The 15,981-nt window shown below is 60.0% G+C and carries 13 protein-coding genes; 9 read left to right on the top strand and 4 right to left on the bottom strand.

The features are described from left to right. Positions 1-9: 9 nt before the first annotated feature. Positions 10-315, top strand: coding sequence for an NAD(P) transhydrogenase subunit alpha (locus AB5287_RS07040; RefSeq protein ID WP_007053366.1), 306 nt, complete (start codon positions 10-12; stop codon positions 313-315). Beyond that, entirely contained in the window at positions 315-1,739 is a 1,425-nt protein-coding gene (locus AB5287_RS07035; RefSeq protein ID WP_007053365.1) for an NAD(P)(+) transhydrogenase (Re/Si-specific) subunit beta, read from the top strand. The genes AB5287_RS07040 and AB5287_RS07035 overlap by 1 nt, the downstream gene beginning before the upstream one ends. Positions 1,740-1,874: 135 nt before the next feature. Here the strand turns inward: AB5287_RS07035 and AB5287_RS07030 are convergent, their stop codons facing one another. Then, positions 1,875-2,912: an alpha/beta hydrolase gene (locus AB5287_RS07030; protein WP_007052162.1), complete on the bottom strand. Its 1,038-nt coding sequence runs from the start codon at positions 2,910-2,912 to the stop codon at positions 1,875-1,877. A 427-nt stretch (positions 2,913-3,339) separates the two neighbouring features. Here AB5287_RS07030 and AB5287_RS07025 point away from each other — a divergent pair, with 427 nt between their 5' ends. From AB5287_RS07025 to AB5287_RS07010, 4 genes are all read left to right on the top strand, one after another. Beyond that, positions 3,340-3,960: a 50S ribosomal protein L25/general stress protein Ctc gene (locus tag AB5287_RS07025; protein ID WP_007052163.1), complete on the top strand. Its 621-nt coding sequence runs from the start codon at positions 3,340-3,342 to the stop codon at positions 3,958-3,960. Positions 3,961-4,183: 223 nt separating this feature from the next. Next, on the top strand, positions 4,184-5,311 hold the full coding sequence (locus AB5287_RS07020) for a branched-chain amino acid aminotransferase (RefSeq protein WP_368220976.1): 1,128 nt from the start codon (positions 4,184-4,186) through the stop codon (positions 5,309-5,311). Between the two features lie 196 nt (positions 5,312-5,507). Further along, positions 5,508-6,407, top strand: coding sequence for a MazG nucleotide pyrophosphohydrolase domain-containing protein (locus tag AB5287_RS07015; protein ID WP_032737653.1), 900 nt, complete (start codon positions 5,508-5,510; stop codon positions 6,405-6,407). A gap of 247 nt (positions 6,408-6,654) precedes the next feature. After that, a complete protein-coding gene (locus AB5287_RS07010) occupies positions 6,655-7,446 on the top strand; it encodes a trimeric intracellular cation channel family protein (RefSeq protein WP_007053361.1) in 792 nt (263 codons plus the stop codon). Between the two features lie 251 nt (positions 7,447-7,697). On the opposite strand, the gene rpsT is transcribed toward AB5287_RS07010, so the two are convergent. Next, positions 7,698-7,958 carry a 30S ribosomal protein S20 gene (gene rpsT / locus AB5287_RS07005; protein ID WP_007052167.1) on the bottom strand — a complete coding sequence of 87 codons (261 nt, stop codon included), beginning with the start codon at positions 7,956-7,958 and terminating at the stop codon, positions 7,698-7,700. 146 nt (positions 7,959-8,104) lie between these two features. Here rpsT and lepA point away from each other — a divergent pair, with 146 nt between their 5' ends. Both lepA and hemW read left to right on the top strand, forming a co-directional pair. Then, positions 8,105-9,985 (top strand): translation elongation factor 4, encoded by a 1,881-nt coding sequence (lepA, locus tag AB5287_RS07000; RefSeq protein ID WP_007055521.1) that lies wholly within the window; start codon positions 8,105-8,107, stop codon positions 9,983-9,985. Next, a complete protein-coding gene (gene hemW, locus AB5287_RS06995) occupies positions 9,985-11,394 on the top strand; it encodes a radical SAM family heme chaperone HemW (protein WP_075662186.1) in 1,410 nt (469 codons plus the stop codon). Before lepA ends, hemW begins: the two co-directional genes overlap by 1 nt. A gap of 79 nt (positions 11,395-11,473) precedes the next feature. On the opposite strand, the gene AB5287_RS06990 is transcribed toward hemW, so the two are convergent. Further along, entirely contained in the window at positions 11,474-12,574 is a 1,101-nt protein-coding gene (locus AB5287_RS06990) for a LacI family DNA-binding transcriptional regulator (RefSeq protein WP_015713551.1), read from the bottom strand. A gap of 186 nt (positions 12,575-12,760) precedes the next feature. Between AB5287_RS06990 and AB5287_RS06985 the strand changes: the two genes are divergently transcribed. Further along, entirely contained in the window at positions 12,761-13,891 is a 1,131-nt protein-coding gene (locus AB5287_RS06985; protein WP_081291469.1) for a glycerate kinase, read from the top strand. Between the two features lie 375 nt (positions 13,892-14,266). On the opposite strand, the gene AB5287_RS06980 is transcribed toward AB5287_RS06985, so the two are convergent. Beyond that, the gene (locus AB5287_RS06980) at positions 14,267-15,631 is read right to left on the bottom strand and encodes an MATE family efflux transporter (protein WP_007052173.1); all 1,365 of its coding nucleotides are present in this window, start codon (positions 15,629-15,631) and stop codon (positions 14,267-14,269) included. Positions 15,632-15,981 lie beyond the last annotated feature (350 nt).

Raw genomic sequence — 15,981 nt, 5'->3', positions numbered from 1 at the left:
AGGAATACCATGCCTACTCTCGTCGTTTCCATTACCCTGTTCGTCCTCGCGCTGCTCATCGGCATCGAGGTCATCGGCAAGGTGCCCGCCACCCTGCACACGCCGCTTATGTCCGGCGCGAACTCCATCCACGGCATCGTCATCGTCGGCGTTGTGATCGTGGCAGCCGAAGCCAATAGCCCGCTGGCCTACGTGTTCATCTTCCTGGCCGCTGTGCTGGGCACCATGAACGTCGTTGGTGGCTACGTGGTCACCGACCGCATGCTTGAGATGTTCAAGTCCAGCAAGAACGAGAAGAAGGGGGAGTCGAAGTAATGACCTCCGCAACCGTTGGCGCCATCGACATCGTCGCTTGGTTCGTCTACCTGTTCTCTGCCGTCCTGTTTGTGGTCGGTCTGCATTTCATGAATTCGCCGAAGACCGCCCGCAAGGGTAACCAGATCTCCGCGTTCGGCATGGTCGTGGCCGTGCTCATGGCGTTCATCGTGCTCTTCGCCAAGGGCTTCGTGAACATTGTCGCCGTGGTGGTGCTGGTCGTCGGCATCCTGATCGGTGCCGTGGCCGGTGTCGTCTCCGCCAAGAAGGTGAAGATGACCGATATGCCGCAGCTGGTCTCCGTGTTCAATACCGTGGGTGGTGGCGCCGCCGCACTCGTGGCCCTGAACGACATCCTGACCAAGGAAGGCACCCCGGACATCGTGGTGCTCATCACCGCTGGTCTCGGTATTCTCATCGGTTCTGTGACCTTCACCGGCTCGCTCATCGCTGCCGGCAAGCTGCAGGGTATCAAGTGGGTCAAGAAGCTGAACCTGCCGGGCAAGGGCGTATGGAACATTCTGTTCGCCGTGCTGTCCGTCGCCTCGCTGGTCATGCTGTGCGTCCAGCCCGAACAGCGTCTGCTGTGGTCGATTCTGACCACCGTGTTCGCCCTGTGCTACGGCTTGGTCTTCGTGATTCCGATCGGCGGCGCCGATATGCCCGTCGTCATCTCTGTGCTCAACGCATGCACCGGTACGGCTGTGGCTATGTCCGGTCTGGCGATTGACAATGTCGCCCTGATCGTGGCCGGCGCACTCGTCGGTTCCGCAGGTGTGACCCTGTCCATCCTCATGGCTCAGGCCATGAACCGCCCGCTGCTCTCCGTCTTGGCCGGTGGCTTCGGCGGTGGTGCTGACGCCGCCGCTGCTGGCGATGGTCCGGAAGGAACCATGAAGGAGACCACGCCGGACGATCTGGCCGTTCAGCTCGTCTACGCGCAGAAGGTCATCTTCGTGCCCGGCTTCGGTCTGGCTCAGGCTCAGGCCCAGCGCGAGCTCGCCGACCTCGGCGAACTGCTCAAGGGCCACGGCGTGGAAGTCTCCTACGCCATCCACCCGGTCGCAGGCCGTATGCCTGGCCACATGAACGTGCTGCTGGCCGAGGCCAACGTGCCCTACGAGGAGCTCGTGGATCTCGATGAGATCAACCCGCAGTTCCCGCAGGCCAACGTGGCTCTGGTCGTCGGCGCCAACGATGTGACCAACCCGGCTGCTCGCCGTCCCGGCACCCCGGTCTCCGGCATGCCGATTCTCGACGTCGACAAGTCCCAGAACGTCGTGGTCATGAAGCGCGGCCGCGGTATGGGCTACGCCGGCATCCAGAACGAGCTCTACTTCGAAGACAACACCCAGATGCTGTTCGGTGACGCGAAGAAGAGTCTGCAGTCCGTCATCGCCGCCGTCAAGGAATTGCTCGCGTAACCATTCTTGGCTCCCTTCTGTGAGGGGAGCTGTCGAACGGAGTGAGACTGAGGGGAGTAGCCCATACACGGGTGCTCCCCTCAGTCAGCTTCGCTGGCGGCTCCCCTCACAGAGGGGAGCCGAGCTCTATATCTACTACAGCCCAAACACCCGCTTAACAAAGCTGTTAACGCGACGCCAATAGCGGTCCGGATCGGTGCTGGCGCTCATCGTGTGGTCGGCGCCGGGAATCAGCAGCTTCTCGCGGTCGATGCTGGCGCAGGCGTTGTAATTGATGTCCAGATACTTCGGATTGACAAAAGTATCCGCTCCACCATGAATGAACATCATCGGAATAGTCGCGTGCCGTAATGCCTTCACACAGGAGGCGTCCTCAAACCGGTATCCGGCCTTGCGTTTAGACACATGACTGGCCACTTTGACCAGCAGCGCGGCCAACGAGTGCGGCAAACGGAACATCTCCTCGGCATTATCCGTAAACTGCGAAACCACGGAACTGTATCCGCAATCGGAAATCGCGGCGATGACATTGCGGGGGAGTCGCGCATCGCCGGCCGCCATCATCACCGTGGCGGCGCCCATCGAATTGCCATGCAACAGAATGCGTGCATCCGGATCAGCTGCGGTGATCAGCGAAACCCAGCCCAACAGATCGTCGCTTTCCAGCAATCCCATACCCACGTAACGCCCTTCGCTCAACTCATGGGCGCGCTGCGCGGGTAGCAGGACCGTAAAACCGAGTTGCGCATAGCGATGCGCCCATTTGGCCATTTCCGCGGGCTCTCCGGCATAGCCATGGCAGCAGATCGCGTATAGATGCGGCTGTGGGTCGGAACAATCCGGGTCCAACAGCCAGCCGTGGAGTTTCAATCCATCATGGCTGCGCAGCGTGACCGATTGCTTGGCCTCCTCGAACCACCGGGCGGCCTCAAGCTGCTCGGACATGTCGAATTCGATGCCTTTCGGCGTCTCCTCGTGCGGCATGTTGAACATCGAACGTTTGGCTTTGGTGTCCAGCGCGAACGTGAACATGACGTTGGCGGCCGCGGCTGTGACGCCGGCTCCTGTGGCGGCTATCGCGGCAAGTGCCGCAGCCATACCCCTGACAACGCGAGTGTGTGTGGCGATGACGTCATGGCCATCCTCATTGATGACGTCGTCCGAACGAGTCATATCAACCTCCCGATACGGTACTCACCATCGTACGTTATTTTCGAAATCATCCCCAACTTCGTGAAAGACCGTACACTGAGTGTCGCTGAGCGTACGATTTTCACGAAATGGCGGACGATTTCGCGGAAACCGTACGTTGAGAACGGGTAAGCGTACGTTCTTCACAAAGTTAGGGATTATTTCGCGGAAACCGTACGTTGACGTGGCTGGGACGGCCGGGATGCAGTGTCATTGAAGCATCACCACGCAAAGTCCGGAGTTGGCGTATACTTGACAATTGTTGCTTTGGCGAGGGAAGTGTGCGTGCTGACACATGACACAGCTTCCGTTATCGACTCGGCGTATTTCACTCCTTGTAGGGTGTCTCTCGGCGCGTCGTGGCGTCTGAGCGAGACAGTACGAAACGAAACTACAAGGAGTATCCATTATGGCTACCACCATTAAGCTTGAGGGCGAGGCCCGTTCCGAGTTCGGCAAGGGCGTTGCTCGTCGTCTGCGCGTTGCCAACAAGATTCCGGCCACCATCTACGCCGGCGGCGAAGAGCCCGCCTTCGTGACCTTGCCGATGCGCGAGACCACCCTGGCCCTGCGTCACACCAACGCCCTGTTCACCATCGCCTTCGACGGCAACACCAAGATGGCCGTCGTCAAGGACGTGCAGAAGAACCCGGTCAAGCGCATCATCGAGCACGTTGACTTCCTTGAGGTCAAGGCTGGCGAGAAGATCGACGTCGAGGTGCCGGTCTTCGTTGAAGGCACCCCGAAGGGCGCTGCTGTGGCATTCGTCGACATTCAGGAGCTCAAGGTTCGCGCTGACGTCGCCAACCTGCCTGAGAAGATCGTTGTGAGCGTCGAGGGCCTAACCGATGGCACCAAGGTGTTCGCTAAGGACGTTGTTCTGCCTGAAGGCGTTGAGCTCGACGTTGAGGACCCGGAAGAGTCCGTCGTCACCGTTGAGGTGCCGGAAGATGCTTCTGAGTCCACCGCCGCTCCGGAAGCTGCTGCTCCGGCTGCCGACGCTGCTGCTCCGGCTGCCGACGCCAAGTGAGTCGATCTCTTCGATAGCGAACAATTCAGAACATAACTGAAACGTGGAAGCCCGCAGCCGTTGAGAACGGTGCGGGCTTCTTCGTTTTTCACCATGTGAACTCTGCCACACGAGTAACACATGGGTGTGCAAAAGTATGCAACAGAGCTCGCGCCACAAGCGCACAGCACACACCCCATATGGTGGCTTTCGGGCCGCCAAAGTCAAGAAGAAGTAGCTAGTAATGACTGAAAACACGCACCACGATCCGGCAGCGCTCGACAAGCTCGCCGAACCGTTCACCGTACTGCCGAACGACAACCCCGCATCCGATGAGAAGCGTCAGTCCCTCATCGACAAGCCGGCTTTCGGCCAGGTGTTCTCCGACAACATGACCCACATGACCTGGACCAAGGGCGAAGGCTGGTCCGACCGCCGCGTCGAACCGTACGCGCCGCTCAAGATGGATCCGGGTGCTTCCGTGCTGCACTACGCACAGGAGTGCTTCGAGGGCCTCAAGGCTTACCGTCATGCCGACGGCTCCACCTGGCTGTTCCGCCCGGATGCGAACGCCGAGCGTTTCCAGAACTCCGCCAAGCGTCTGTACCTGCCTGAGCTGCCGATTGACGACTTCCTCGGTTCCGTGGCCGCGCTGGTCAAGCGCGACGCCAACTGGGTGCCGTCACGCCGTGAGTACACGCTGTACATGCGTCCGTTCATGTTCGCCTCCGAGCCGTTCCTCGGCGTGCGCGCTCCGCAGGAAGTCGACTACTGCGTGATCGCCTCTCCGTCCGGCCCGTACTTCCCGGGCGGCGTCAAGCCGGTGAGCATCTGGGTTGAAGACAAGTGGTTCCGCACCGGCCCCGGCGGCACTGGTTTCGCCAAGTGCGGTGGCAACTACGCTGCCTCCCTGCTCGGCGAGTACAAAGGTATCGAGAACGGCTGCGAGCAGGTCTGCTTTGTGGACGCCGCCACCAAGACCTACCTTGAAGAGCTTGGCGGCATGAACATGATGGCCGTGCACAAGGATGGCCACGTGGAGACCCCGTCCCTGACCGGCAACATTTTGCCGGGCGTGACCCGTCGCTCCCTGATTCAGCTGCTTCAGGACAAGGGCCACGATGTGGTCGAGACCATGATCGCCCTCGACCAGCTGCTCGAGGACATTAAGTCCGGCGAGGTCACCGAGGTGTTCGCTTGCGGTACCGCCGCCATCATCACCCCGATCGGTCGCTTCAAGTCCGAGAAGTTCGATGTCACCGTCGCCGACGGTGGCTCCGGCAAGCTCACCTGCGAACTGCGCGACGAGCTGCTCGGCATCCAGCTCGGCGAAGTCGAGGACCCGCACAACTGGATGTGGAAGGTGTGCTGAACTAGCACCTTTTGTTTCTGACTAAGACCCCTTGGAACAGCAACAATTCCAAGGGGTCTTGGCGTATTGGAAATGTTCTTGGCTAGAGAGATACAGATGGATTTAGCAACATTCCGCAACAAATAATATGATCTAGGTCTTCTGCACGTTGCGGGGGGTGGTTATGGTTCATCCAGATGAGAACAGGAGCAAACCTATGAGCAAGATGAGTGACATGACGGAATACCATGCTTCAGCCTACCGTTTGCCGTCAGGCTTCGAACACTGCTCGAAATTGAAGCCGGTGGCTGAGGCAGCGACGGCGCTGGACCGGGTCAAGGCCGTGGTGGATGTGCTGTATTCGCCGGGCGGCTGCCCGTGGGACGGCAAGCAGACGAACAAGTCGCTGCTCAAGAATCTGCTCGAGGAAACCTACGAATACGTCGACGCGGTGGAGACTCACGACCGTGACAACATGCGCGAGGAACTGGGTGATGTGTTGCTGCAATCCGTGTTTCAGGCGCGGGTCTGCGAATCGGATACTGAGGACCCGTTCGGTATTGATGAGGTCGCCGATCGGTTGGTGAACAAGCTCATCACTCGGCATCCGCATGTGTTTGCGGCTGATGATGCCGGCAATTCCTCTGATTCTTCTGATGCTTTTGATGCTGACAGTAACAACGGGGGAGAAGCTGCCCAACCCGAATCCCCGGAAGCTGTGCTGGCTCTATGGGAAAAGATGAAACAGCAGGAAAAGCATCGTAAATCCGTGCTTGAGGGCATTTCCCGCGTTCAAGGTGCGTTGCCTCGCGCGGCCAAAGTCGTTTCTCGTATCTCCAAATCGCCGAATGCTGATAGATTGTTCGCGGCGTTTGATGAGTCGGCTGCGGCTGATGCTCAGCGAGATGATGTACATCCTCAAGCGGCGAACCAATCCGAATCAAGCGGCGACAATTCCGCTGAACGGGAGAAGGCCGATGCCTACGCCGATGAAATCCTCGCCGTCGTGCGCAAGGCCCGCGTTGACGGCATCGATATCGAGTCCGCACTGCGCAATCGCTTGCGTGATGTCGAAGAAAAAGTCGCCTTGATTGAATCAGAAATCAACAACGATTAAGTCCATACATGTTTTTTGATCACGGATCGTAAAACTTAGAGGTGCTGAGTTGCCAACGACTACCGGCAAGCTGGCGTCATTGCCATCCTATTCACGTCTTAGTGGCCCCTTCCTCCCCGGCCATACTACTCAGGCAAGGCCTGTTGTAGGCTCGGGTACGACGGGCTGTAGCGCCGAATAAGGATGAACGGGAACAGAACGAAGACGGACTGAGACGAACCGAAGCGGTACCAGAGGGGAGTGGCTCATGCAGGTGGCGTTGGAGAACAACATCGTTTTTGTGGTCATCGAGTATTTAGCAATCCTGTGTTGGGGATTATCGGGCGGACTTGCCGCCATTCGCAAGGGCTACGACATCTTCACCATCATGCTGTGCGGATGGCTTACCGCACTCGGCGGCGGTCTTGTGCGCGACGTGATGCTCGGTGCCCTGCCGCCGGTCGGCATCACCGACAAAGGCTATGTGCTCACCACGCTGTTTTCCGGCATTATCGTGGTGGTGGCCCATCCGGAGATCACCAAACTCAAATGGACGATGACTGTCATCGATGCTCTGGGCCTCGGACTATTCGCAGTCAGCGGCACCGCAAAAGCTCTGGCCTACGGTTCCTCAGGCATGACAGCCGTATTCCTTGGCATGTTCACAGCACTGGCCGGCGGCCTCATTCGTGACATCTTCATTGGCGACGTGCCAATGATTATTCGAGACAAACACCTCTATGCTGTGCCTTCGTTCATCGGCTGCATCCTGACCGTGCTGGTATGGCGCGGCGTAAGCTACGGCTGGTTCGACATGCGCTCGGAAATGCTGCTCGACGTGCTGATCGTCATCATCGTGGTGGCGCTGCGACTGCTCTCGGTAGGCTTCAACGTCACTCTGCCCGGAGCCGTCGAACGTCATCGCGTCTACCTGCCCAGCGAAAGCCGATATCTCAAGCGCCCGGTCATCCATCCGCACGCCGATACCGTCGATCCCGGCGATACCACCAAGGACGAAGAAGACAAGCCTCAGGATGGTTCAAGGCCGCCTCAGGGCTAACTGTCTTCAAAGAGGTACATCTGGCCTTCTGCAGAATGCTAACTGCTTTCAAAGAGGTACCTGAAGCACGAAACGCTGAGTATAAGTGTTGCAATGATGGCGTTTATAGTTGGTTTTTCCCGTATTCGGTACCTCTCTGAACGGAGATGTCATTTCGCAAGACCGCCAATGTACCTCTTTGAACGGAGATACAAAAAGTCCCGCAAGCCAGATGACTTGCGGGACTTTCTAAAACCTTAAGAGGCTTATGCTCACAGAGCGTTGATCGCAACAGCGAGGCCGGACTTGCGGTTGGCGGCCTGGTTCTTGTGGATCACGCCAGCGCCAGCAGCCTTGTCGAGCTTCTGGGCGGCAACCTTGTAGGCGGCCTCGGCGGCAGCCTTGTCACCGGCGGCGATGGCTTCGCGGGTGGCGCGGATGGCGGTCTTCAGGCCGGACTTCACAGCCACGTTGCGAAGGTGCGCCTTCTCATTGGTGAGCACGCGCTTCTTCTGCGACTTAATGTTTGCCACGTTTACTCCAAACGATGTGTGTTATAAGGACATACAAAAGTTAGAGGATAGCATGAGCCCCGGAAAAACCCGCGCAATGCCACGCCGAATACAGTCCCTCGGCTACACTAGGTGAAGTTTGAGTATATGCCAAGAGGAGGAATGCGTTGGTCGTCCAACACAATCAGCCGGGTTCCACGGATCAGTCGGTGATTCGCAACTTCTGTATCATCGCACACATCGACCACGGCAAGTCGACCGTGGCCGACCGCATCCTGCAGTTGAGCGGCATTGTGCCAGAGCGAGAGATGCGCGATCGCTTCCTCGACCGTATGGATATCGAGCAGGAGCGTGGCATCACCATCAAATCCCAGGCCGTGCGCGTGCCGTGGACCTTTGACGGCACCGAATACACGCTCGGTATGATCGACACCCCCGGCCACGTGGACTTCACCTATGAGGTGTCCCGCGCACTGGCCGCCTGCGAAGGCGCGGTGCTGCTCGTCGACGCCACCCAGGGCATCGAGGCGCAGACCCTGTCCAATCTGTATATGGCCATCGACCATGATCTGGCCATCATCCCCGTGCTCAACAAAATCGACCTGCCGTCCGCCGAGCCGGACAAGCACGCCGAGGAGATCGCAGGTCTGATCGGCTGCGAGCCGAGCGACGTGCTGCGCGTCTCCGGCAAAACCGGCGAAGGCGTGGCCGACCTGCTCGACCAGATCGTCATGGACGTGCCCGCCCCGCACGGCGACCCCGAGGCCCCCGCCCGCGCGCTGATCTTCGATTCCGTCTACGACTCCTACCGCGGCATCGTCACCTACATCCGTATGGAGGACGGCGAACTGCATGACCGCGAAAAGGTCCACATGATGGGCATTGGCATGACCCACGATCCCATTGAAATCGGCGTGATCAGCCCCGATATGACCCGCACCAAGGCGCTCGGTGCCGGCGAGGTCGGCTACATCATCACCGGTGCGAAAGATGTGAGTCAGTCCAAGGTGGGCGACACCCTGACTTCGGCCGTCCGCCCGGCCGCCGAGCCGTTGCCCGGCTATCGCGACCCGAAGCCGATGGTCTACGCCGGTTTGTTCCCGATCGACAACGCCCAGTTCCCCGAACTGCGTGATGCACTCGACAAGCTCAAGCTCAACGACGCCGCCCTGATCTACACGCCGGAAACCTCCGTGGCCCTAGGCTTCGGCTTCCGCTGCGGCTTCCTGGGTCTGCTGCACATGGAAATCGTCAACGAGCGACTCTCCCGCGAGTTCGGCCTCGACCTGATCCAGACCGCCCCGAACGTCACCTACGACGTGACCGCCGAGGACGGCAGCCAGCATCATGTGACCAACCCGAGCGAATTCCCGGACGGCAAAATCAAGAAGATTGTCGAGCCGATGGTTGCCGCCGACATCATCACGCCCAAGGAATTCATCGGTGCGGTGATGGATCTGTGCCAGGACCACCGTGGCATTATGGGCACGATGGAGTACATCTCCACCGATCGTGTCGAGATGCACTACCGCATTCCGCTGGCGGAAATCGTGTTCGACTTCTTCGACCAGCTCAAGTCCCGCACCAAGGGCTACGCTTCCCTTGATTACCATGAGGATGGCGAGCAGTCCGCCGATTTGGTCAAGGTGGACATCCTTATTCAGGGCGAGAAGGTCGATGCGTTCAGTGCCATCGTTCACCGCGATAAGGCGTATTCGTACGGTGTGATGATGACCAAGAAACTGCGTAGTCTGATTCCTCGCCAACAGTTTGAGATTCCGATTCAGGCTGCGATTGGTTCGCGCATCATCGCACGTGAGAACATTCGTGCGTTACGCAAGGACGTGCTCGCCAAGTGCTACGGCGGCGACATCACCCGTAAGCGCAAGTTGCTCGAAAAGCAGAAGGCTGGCAAGAAGCGCATGAAGATGCTCGGCCATGTGGAGGTGCCGCAGGAGGCGTTCATCGCAGCCCTGTCCACCGGCGAGGACTCCAACGACCGCGACACCAAAGACAAGATTCGTGCCGCTCAGAAGACCGAGGGCTAGTGTTCGAGGTCTACATCCACGTCCCGTTCTGCTTGCGGCGCTGCGGTTACTGCGACTTCAACACCTACACGGCTACGGATCTTGGTGCGGGGGCCTCGCGCGGCAACTATGCCAATATGGTCATTCGGGAAATGAAATTGACCAAGCAGTGGCAGCTCGATCACGGCATCGCGGAGCCACCGGTCTCCACCGTGTTCTTCGGCGGCGGCACCCCCACAATTCTCGCCGCCCGCGATCTGGTCGCCATGCTCGATGCCATCCGCAAGATCTGGGGCATCGCGCCCGACGCCGAAATCACCACCGAAGCCAACCCGGACACGGTCAACGAGTATTACATCAATGAGCTCGCTGCCGGCGGCTTCACCCGTGTTTCCTTCGGTATGCAGTCCGCCGTACCACATGTGCTCAAAACCCTCGACCGCACGCATACGCCGGCCAACGTGGCCGCAGGCGTTAATGCCGCCAATAAGGCCGGCCTGCGCTCCAGCGTGGATCTGATTTACGGTGCACCGGGGGAGAGCCTGGACGATTGGCGCACCTCGGTCACGACCGCCATCGATCTTGGCGTAAACCACATCTCCGCCTACGCATTGACCGTGGAACCCACCACGAAAATGGGCCGTCAAATCGCGGCCGGCACTCTGCCCAAGCCCAATGACGATGACGAGGCAGCTAAATACGAGATCGCTGACGACCTGTTCGCCGCCGCCGGCCTCGAATGGTATGAGGTCTCCAACTGGGCTCGCCCCGGATACGAAAGCCAGCACAACCTCGGCTACTGGCGCAACGTCGATTGGGCCGGTCTAGGGCCAGGTGCCCACTCCCACTACAACGCGGTGACCGAGGCTGACCACCCCCAGTCAGCTTCGCTGACAGCCCCCGCTGGCGGGGGCAAGTCCGAAGCCATTGCCTCTGCCTCAGCTGATGGACAGGCCAACGCCGAACTAGGTATGATCAACGCGCATGGGAACAACTCCCAAGAAATTCATGCCCCCGCTGGCGGGGGTTGTCCGGCGGATGCCGGACTGGGGGTGGTTTCTGTCTCACACGGTCTGCGCAGCTGGGACATCGCGCACCCGCGTTTGTGGGGCACGGCCATCAACGAGAACCGTGTGCCGTGGGCCGATAGCGAGACGATCACTCCCGAGGAAAACCTCGAAGAGCTCATCATGCTCGGGCTGCGCCTGCACGAGGGCCTTGACCTCGACCGCATCAACCGCGCCATCAACGATGCGGGTATGAGCAGCACGCCCCAGACTCTCCGTAATGTTTCCCTTGACCAACTCGCCCCAATGGTCAGCGAAGGCCTGATTACCGTATCCGATAATCATCGAGTGGTGCCCACTCGTCGTGGCCGGTTGCTCAATGACTCGGTAATCGAACAGTTCTTCGATTTCGTCGGTGTATGAGTCGGTGGTATGGTGCGCGGCAGTCGCCATTACCTGTTCGCTAGTTGTGGTTACACCGTCAGAGGGAGCTATTTTTGTTTTACCGGCGGGGGAGGGAACCGCGTAGGACTACGTCCGGGGCGCTTTGCACGTAGATCAGGCGGTTGGCAGTGCCGCCGGTGGCCTCCCCGTCATCGCGGTTGGACAGGATGCTGTCCACGGCGGCCTGGCCCATTTCGGCCAGCGGCAGATGCACGGTGGTCAGTGGCGGAAACACGTCGGCGGAGTAGGGGATGTCGCCGAAACCGGTGACGCCGATTTCCCGACCCGGCTCGATGCCGTTGGCGCGCAACGCGGTCATCGCACCGATGGCCATCACGTCGTTGAGCGCGATGATTGAATCGATGCCTTTGCCGTCGTACAGTGCGCCTTCGCCCGGCTTCAGCAGTCCGGATCGGGCCATTTGCATGACGGCCGCATAGCCGTCGGTACGGCTGAACTTACCATTCGCCACGGCTTTCGGATCCACGGTGATGCCTGCCTCGTCCAACACTTCCATCACGCCGGCCAGTCGTTCTTTGGAGGAGCGATGTGCGTCATCGCCCTTGAGAATCGCAGGGCGCGTATACCCGGAATCGACGATCAGCTTTGCGATGGCGCGCGCGCCGACATCGTTCGCCACGTCCACGGCCGGGAAGGGCAGGTTGCGGTTGAGCACGAACACGGCACGTCCGCCGGATGCTTCGTACTGGGTGAGTTCCGTCTGCAACGCCTGGCGTTCCGGCGCGTCGGTGTATTCACTTTCGGAGATGATGATGCCGCGCGGCCTGGTGGATACGGACTTACGCACCGCCTCCAACTCTTCGTGCGGGGTGGCTGCCACGCCGATGGTCACGGAAATGCCGCGTTCGGCCGCCGCCTTGACCACGCCTTGCGATACGGATGCGAAGTAGGGATCGGAGATATCGGAGACCAGCAGCACGATGTTCGGTGCGGTGCCTTTGGCCACTGCCTGAGCATAGGCGTTGGGACGATAGTTGAGCTTGGTGGCTGCTTCCATCACCTTGACATACGATTGGTTGCGTACCTTGCGGGTGCTGCCGTTGAGCACGCGGGATGCGGTGGCGATGGAGACTTGGGCTTCTTTGGCGACATCCATCAATGTCGCTGGCGATTGCGCCTTATCGTTCTGTACAGCCACGATCGAATCGATCCTTTTCTTCCCTGAAACGGAAAACGTGTCTAAACGTTTACCGAAACGATATCGCATTTTTGCTTGCAATAGTAGCATTGTGGATTGGAAAGCCTGAATTCTGAACAAAAAAATAATCAAGCGAATTACGGAAAACGTTTACCGTTTCGTCGTGTCGTGCGGTATGCTCGAAGCATGACGCGATACTTATGCGCCCCTGACTCCTTCAAAGAGAGCCTGACCGCCATGGAGGCGGCCCGGGCGATGGCTCAGGGGATTGAGAATGCCGACCACGATGCCGAGGTCCGTTGCCTTCCCATGGCCGACGGCGGTGAAGGCACCGCACGCGCGCTTGTCGACGCCACCGGCGGATCGATGCGCGCCGTGCCGGTCCACGACCCGCTCGGCCGGCCTGTCGAAGGCCACTTCGGTCTGCTCGCCGACGGCACGACCGCCGTGGTCGAGACAGCCGAAGCCAGCGGACTGGCACTGCTTGAAGCCAAAGAACGCAACCCGTTGATCGCCTCCTCCTACGGCACCGGCGAACTCATGCTCGCCGCCGTCCGTTCCGGAGCCAAGCGCATCATCGTCGGGCTCGGCGGCAGCGCCACCAACGACGCCGGTGCCGGACTTCTGCAGGCCCTCGGCGTTCGTCTTCTGGACAAGAACGGTAACGACTTGGCACACGGGGGAGCGGCCCTCGCCAATCTGACCACCATCGATATCAGCACGATGGACCCGGCTCTCAAGAACGTCGCCATCACCGCCGCCTGCGACGTGACCAACCCGCTGACCGGCCCCACCGGCGCCAGCGCCGTGTTCGGCCCGCAGAAAGGTGCGTCCAAAGATGATGTCGCCACATTGGACGCCGCCCTCGCGCATTTTGCGCAGGTAATCGACAGCCAGCTCGGCGTTGCCGTGAACGACGTGCCGGGTGCCGGCGCGGCCGGTGGCATCGGTGCAGCGCTGAAGGGCTTCCTAAACGCCGAATTCCGCCCGGGCATCGCCATCGTCATCGAACAATCCGGACTCGATGCGGCCGCGCAATGGGCTGACGTGGTGTTCACCGGCGAAGGCTCCATCGACTTCCAGACCAAGTTCGGCAAGACGCCGGCCGGCGTGGCCGAAACCGCCAAGCGCCACGGCAAGCCGGTCATCGCAGTAGCCGGGCATATTGGCACCGGCATCGATGAGCTGCATGAGGTCGGCATCGACGCGGTATTCGGCATCGCGCCCGGAGCCGCCAGCCTTAGTGAGCTGTTGGCCGATGCGGCCGCCAACGTGACCCGCACCACCGAACAAATCGTACGAACCCTACAACTGTGAGCAGGCTCCCGCTGGCGGGGGCTGGCGGGCTTCGCCCGACTGGGGGGCAGCGCTGAGAACCACCCTCAGTCTCGCTATGCGAGACAGCTCCCGCAGCGGGAGCGAGTACCGGAAAGGAAGACGTGCGCGCCACACTGGAAACCGTGAGCTGCGGCGAACTGACCGCCGTGTATCGCAAAGATAGCGACACCGGCATCGTGGAACTGGTATCATGGATCGTCGACGCGAGCTCGGTCTTGTGACATGATTGGTGGTGATGGAATCAACGATGAGTCCAACAAAACGGCACCGCCTCCCATTGCGCAATATCGCGCGCAATATTACGCAGCGTATTGGCTCTCCGAATGCGTGTCTGCTAAACCTCGTGTTGCTCTATCAGCGAGCTTTCCGACTGCGCAGCTCAGGCAACATCACGACGAACAGGATGACCGCCACAATCGCGGTCAGCAGATCGGCGATGGCCTGCGCGGCGATTACACCCTGATAGCCGGCCAGCCGGGAGCCGACGAACAGGGTAATCGCCAGCATCACACCCTGCCTGCTGATCGACAGCACAAAGGCGCCGACCGCCTTGCCTGCGGACTGGAAGGTGCAGGTCGTGACCATCACGACGGCTACGCACACCAGGCTCAGCAGCTGAACCCGCAGCATGCCGGCGCCCAGCGTGATGATGGTGGCGTCCTCGATGAAGAATCCCATCAGTAGACGGTCGGACAGGCTGAGCACCACGGTCATCACCAGGGCGAACAGGGACAGGAACAGGTAGGAAAAACGCAGAATGCCGCGCAGTCGAGGCATATTGCGGGCGCCGTAGTTGTAGCCGATCAGCGGCTGCGCGCCGAACGCGAATCCCACGAAAACCAGCACCGCGATCATGATGACTTTCAGCGCGATGCCCATCGCGGCTACCGCGTCGGTACCGTAGGGGAGCAGGAACAGGTTGATCATGACGATGCCGACGCTCTGCGTGAGGTTCGTGATCGCCGAGGGGATGCCGATGGCGAGGATGCTCCCGACCTCCCGGGCCGTGACCGCCAGACGCCGGCGCGCGCGGTCGATGACGGTCCGCGGGTCGATGGACAGGTTGCTGCTGTGACGCAGCGTGAACCAGACGAAATAGGCGTCGGTGCAGATGTTGGCGATCACGGTGGCACCGGCCGAACCCGCAGCACCCCAGCCGAATCCGTGGATGAACAGGGGATTGAGCACGATGTTGACCGCCGTGCCGGCCACCGAACCGATCATGGACTGCACGGCGTGGCCTTCGGTGCGCAGCAGGTTGGACGGCGTCATCGACACGATGATGAACGGCGAGCCGACGATGATCAGCGTGTAGAAGTCGGAGGCATACTGCCAAGTGTCGTCAGTGGCGCCGAGCAGCGCGAGCATCGGGTCGCGGAACGCCAGGCCCAGCACCAGAATCAGCAGGCCGGTGGCGATGGCGGCATAGAAGCAGAACGCGCTGAGTCGCTTGCCGTCGGCGAACCGGTGTTGGCCGAACAAGCGCGAGATGACCGAACTGCCGCCGAGGCCGAAGATGTCGCCGAGGGCGATCATCACGGTGAACACTGGCGCGGTGAGGGAGACGCCCGCCACCATATCGGTGTTTCCCGTATGCGCGATGAAATAGGTGTCGACCATGTTGTACACCAAGGTGACCAGCATGCTGAGCACCACGGGCATCGCCAGCGAGAAATACGCCTCCGGAATCGGCGCCTTTTCGAAGAGTTCGTTATCCATTTCCGTCCCTTGGTGTTTCGTTCTTCAGTCACTGTGCAGGATGCCGTTCGGCGTGCATCACAGGCATTGTAGAGGCAACAGTGTGGACAACGGGCGGGGGAGTATCTCATGATGCGGTGAGGGCGTTGATGATGACGCATCGTGTATTGGCGGCCGTGTGCATCGTATGTGAACCTGTGCTGGCGCGGCGTACGCACGATGGGAAAAGAAAGAATATATGGACCCCGTTGTCCCGGTTATTGTTCAGTTTTACTGTGTTGAATTATTGCGTTATTCAATTATTGTGGTGTGCCGGCCGATTGCGGCCTGAGGGGGATTGCCTTCGTATGTGTCATGCAATCTCATGAACG

It is taken from the genome of Bifidobacterium sp. RTP21102st3_E2_RTP21102_210122, from assembly GCF_040916945.1.
GTDB lineage: Bacteria > Actinomycetota > Actinomycetes > Actinomycetales > Bifidobacteriaceae > Bifidobacterium > Bifidobacterium longum.
This window is presented reverse-complemented; position numbering and strand designations above follow the sequence as displayed.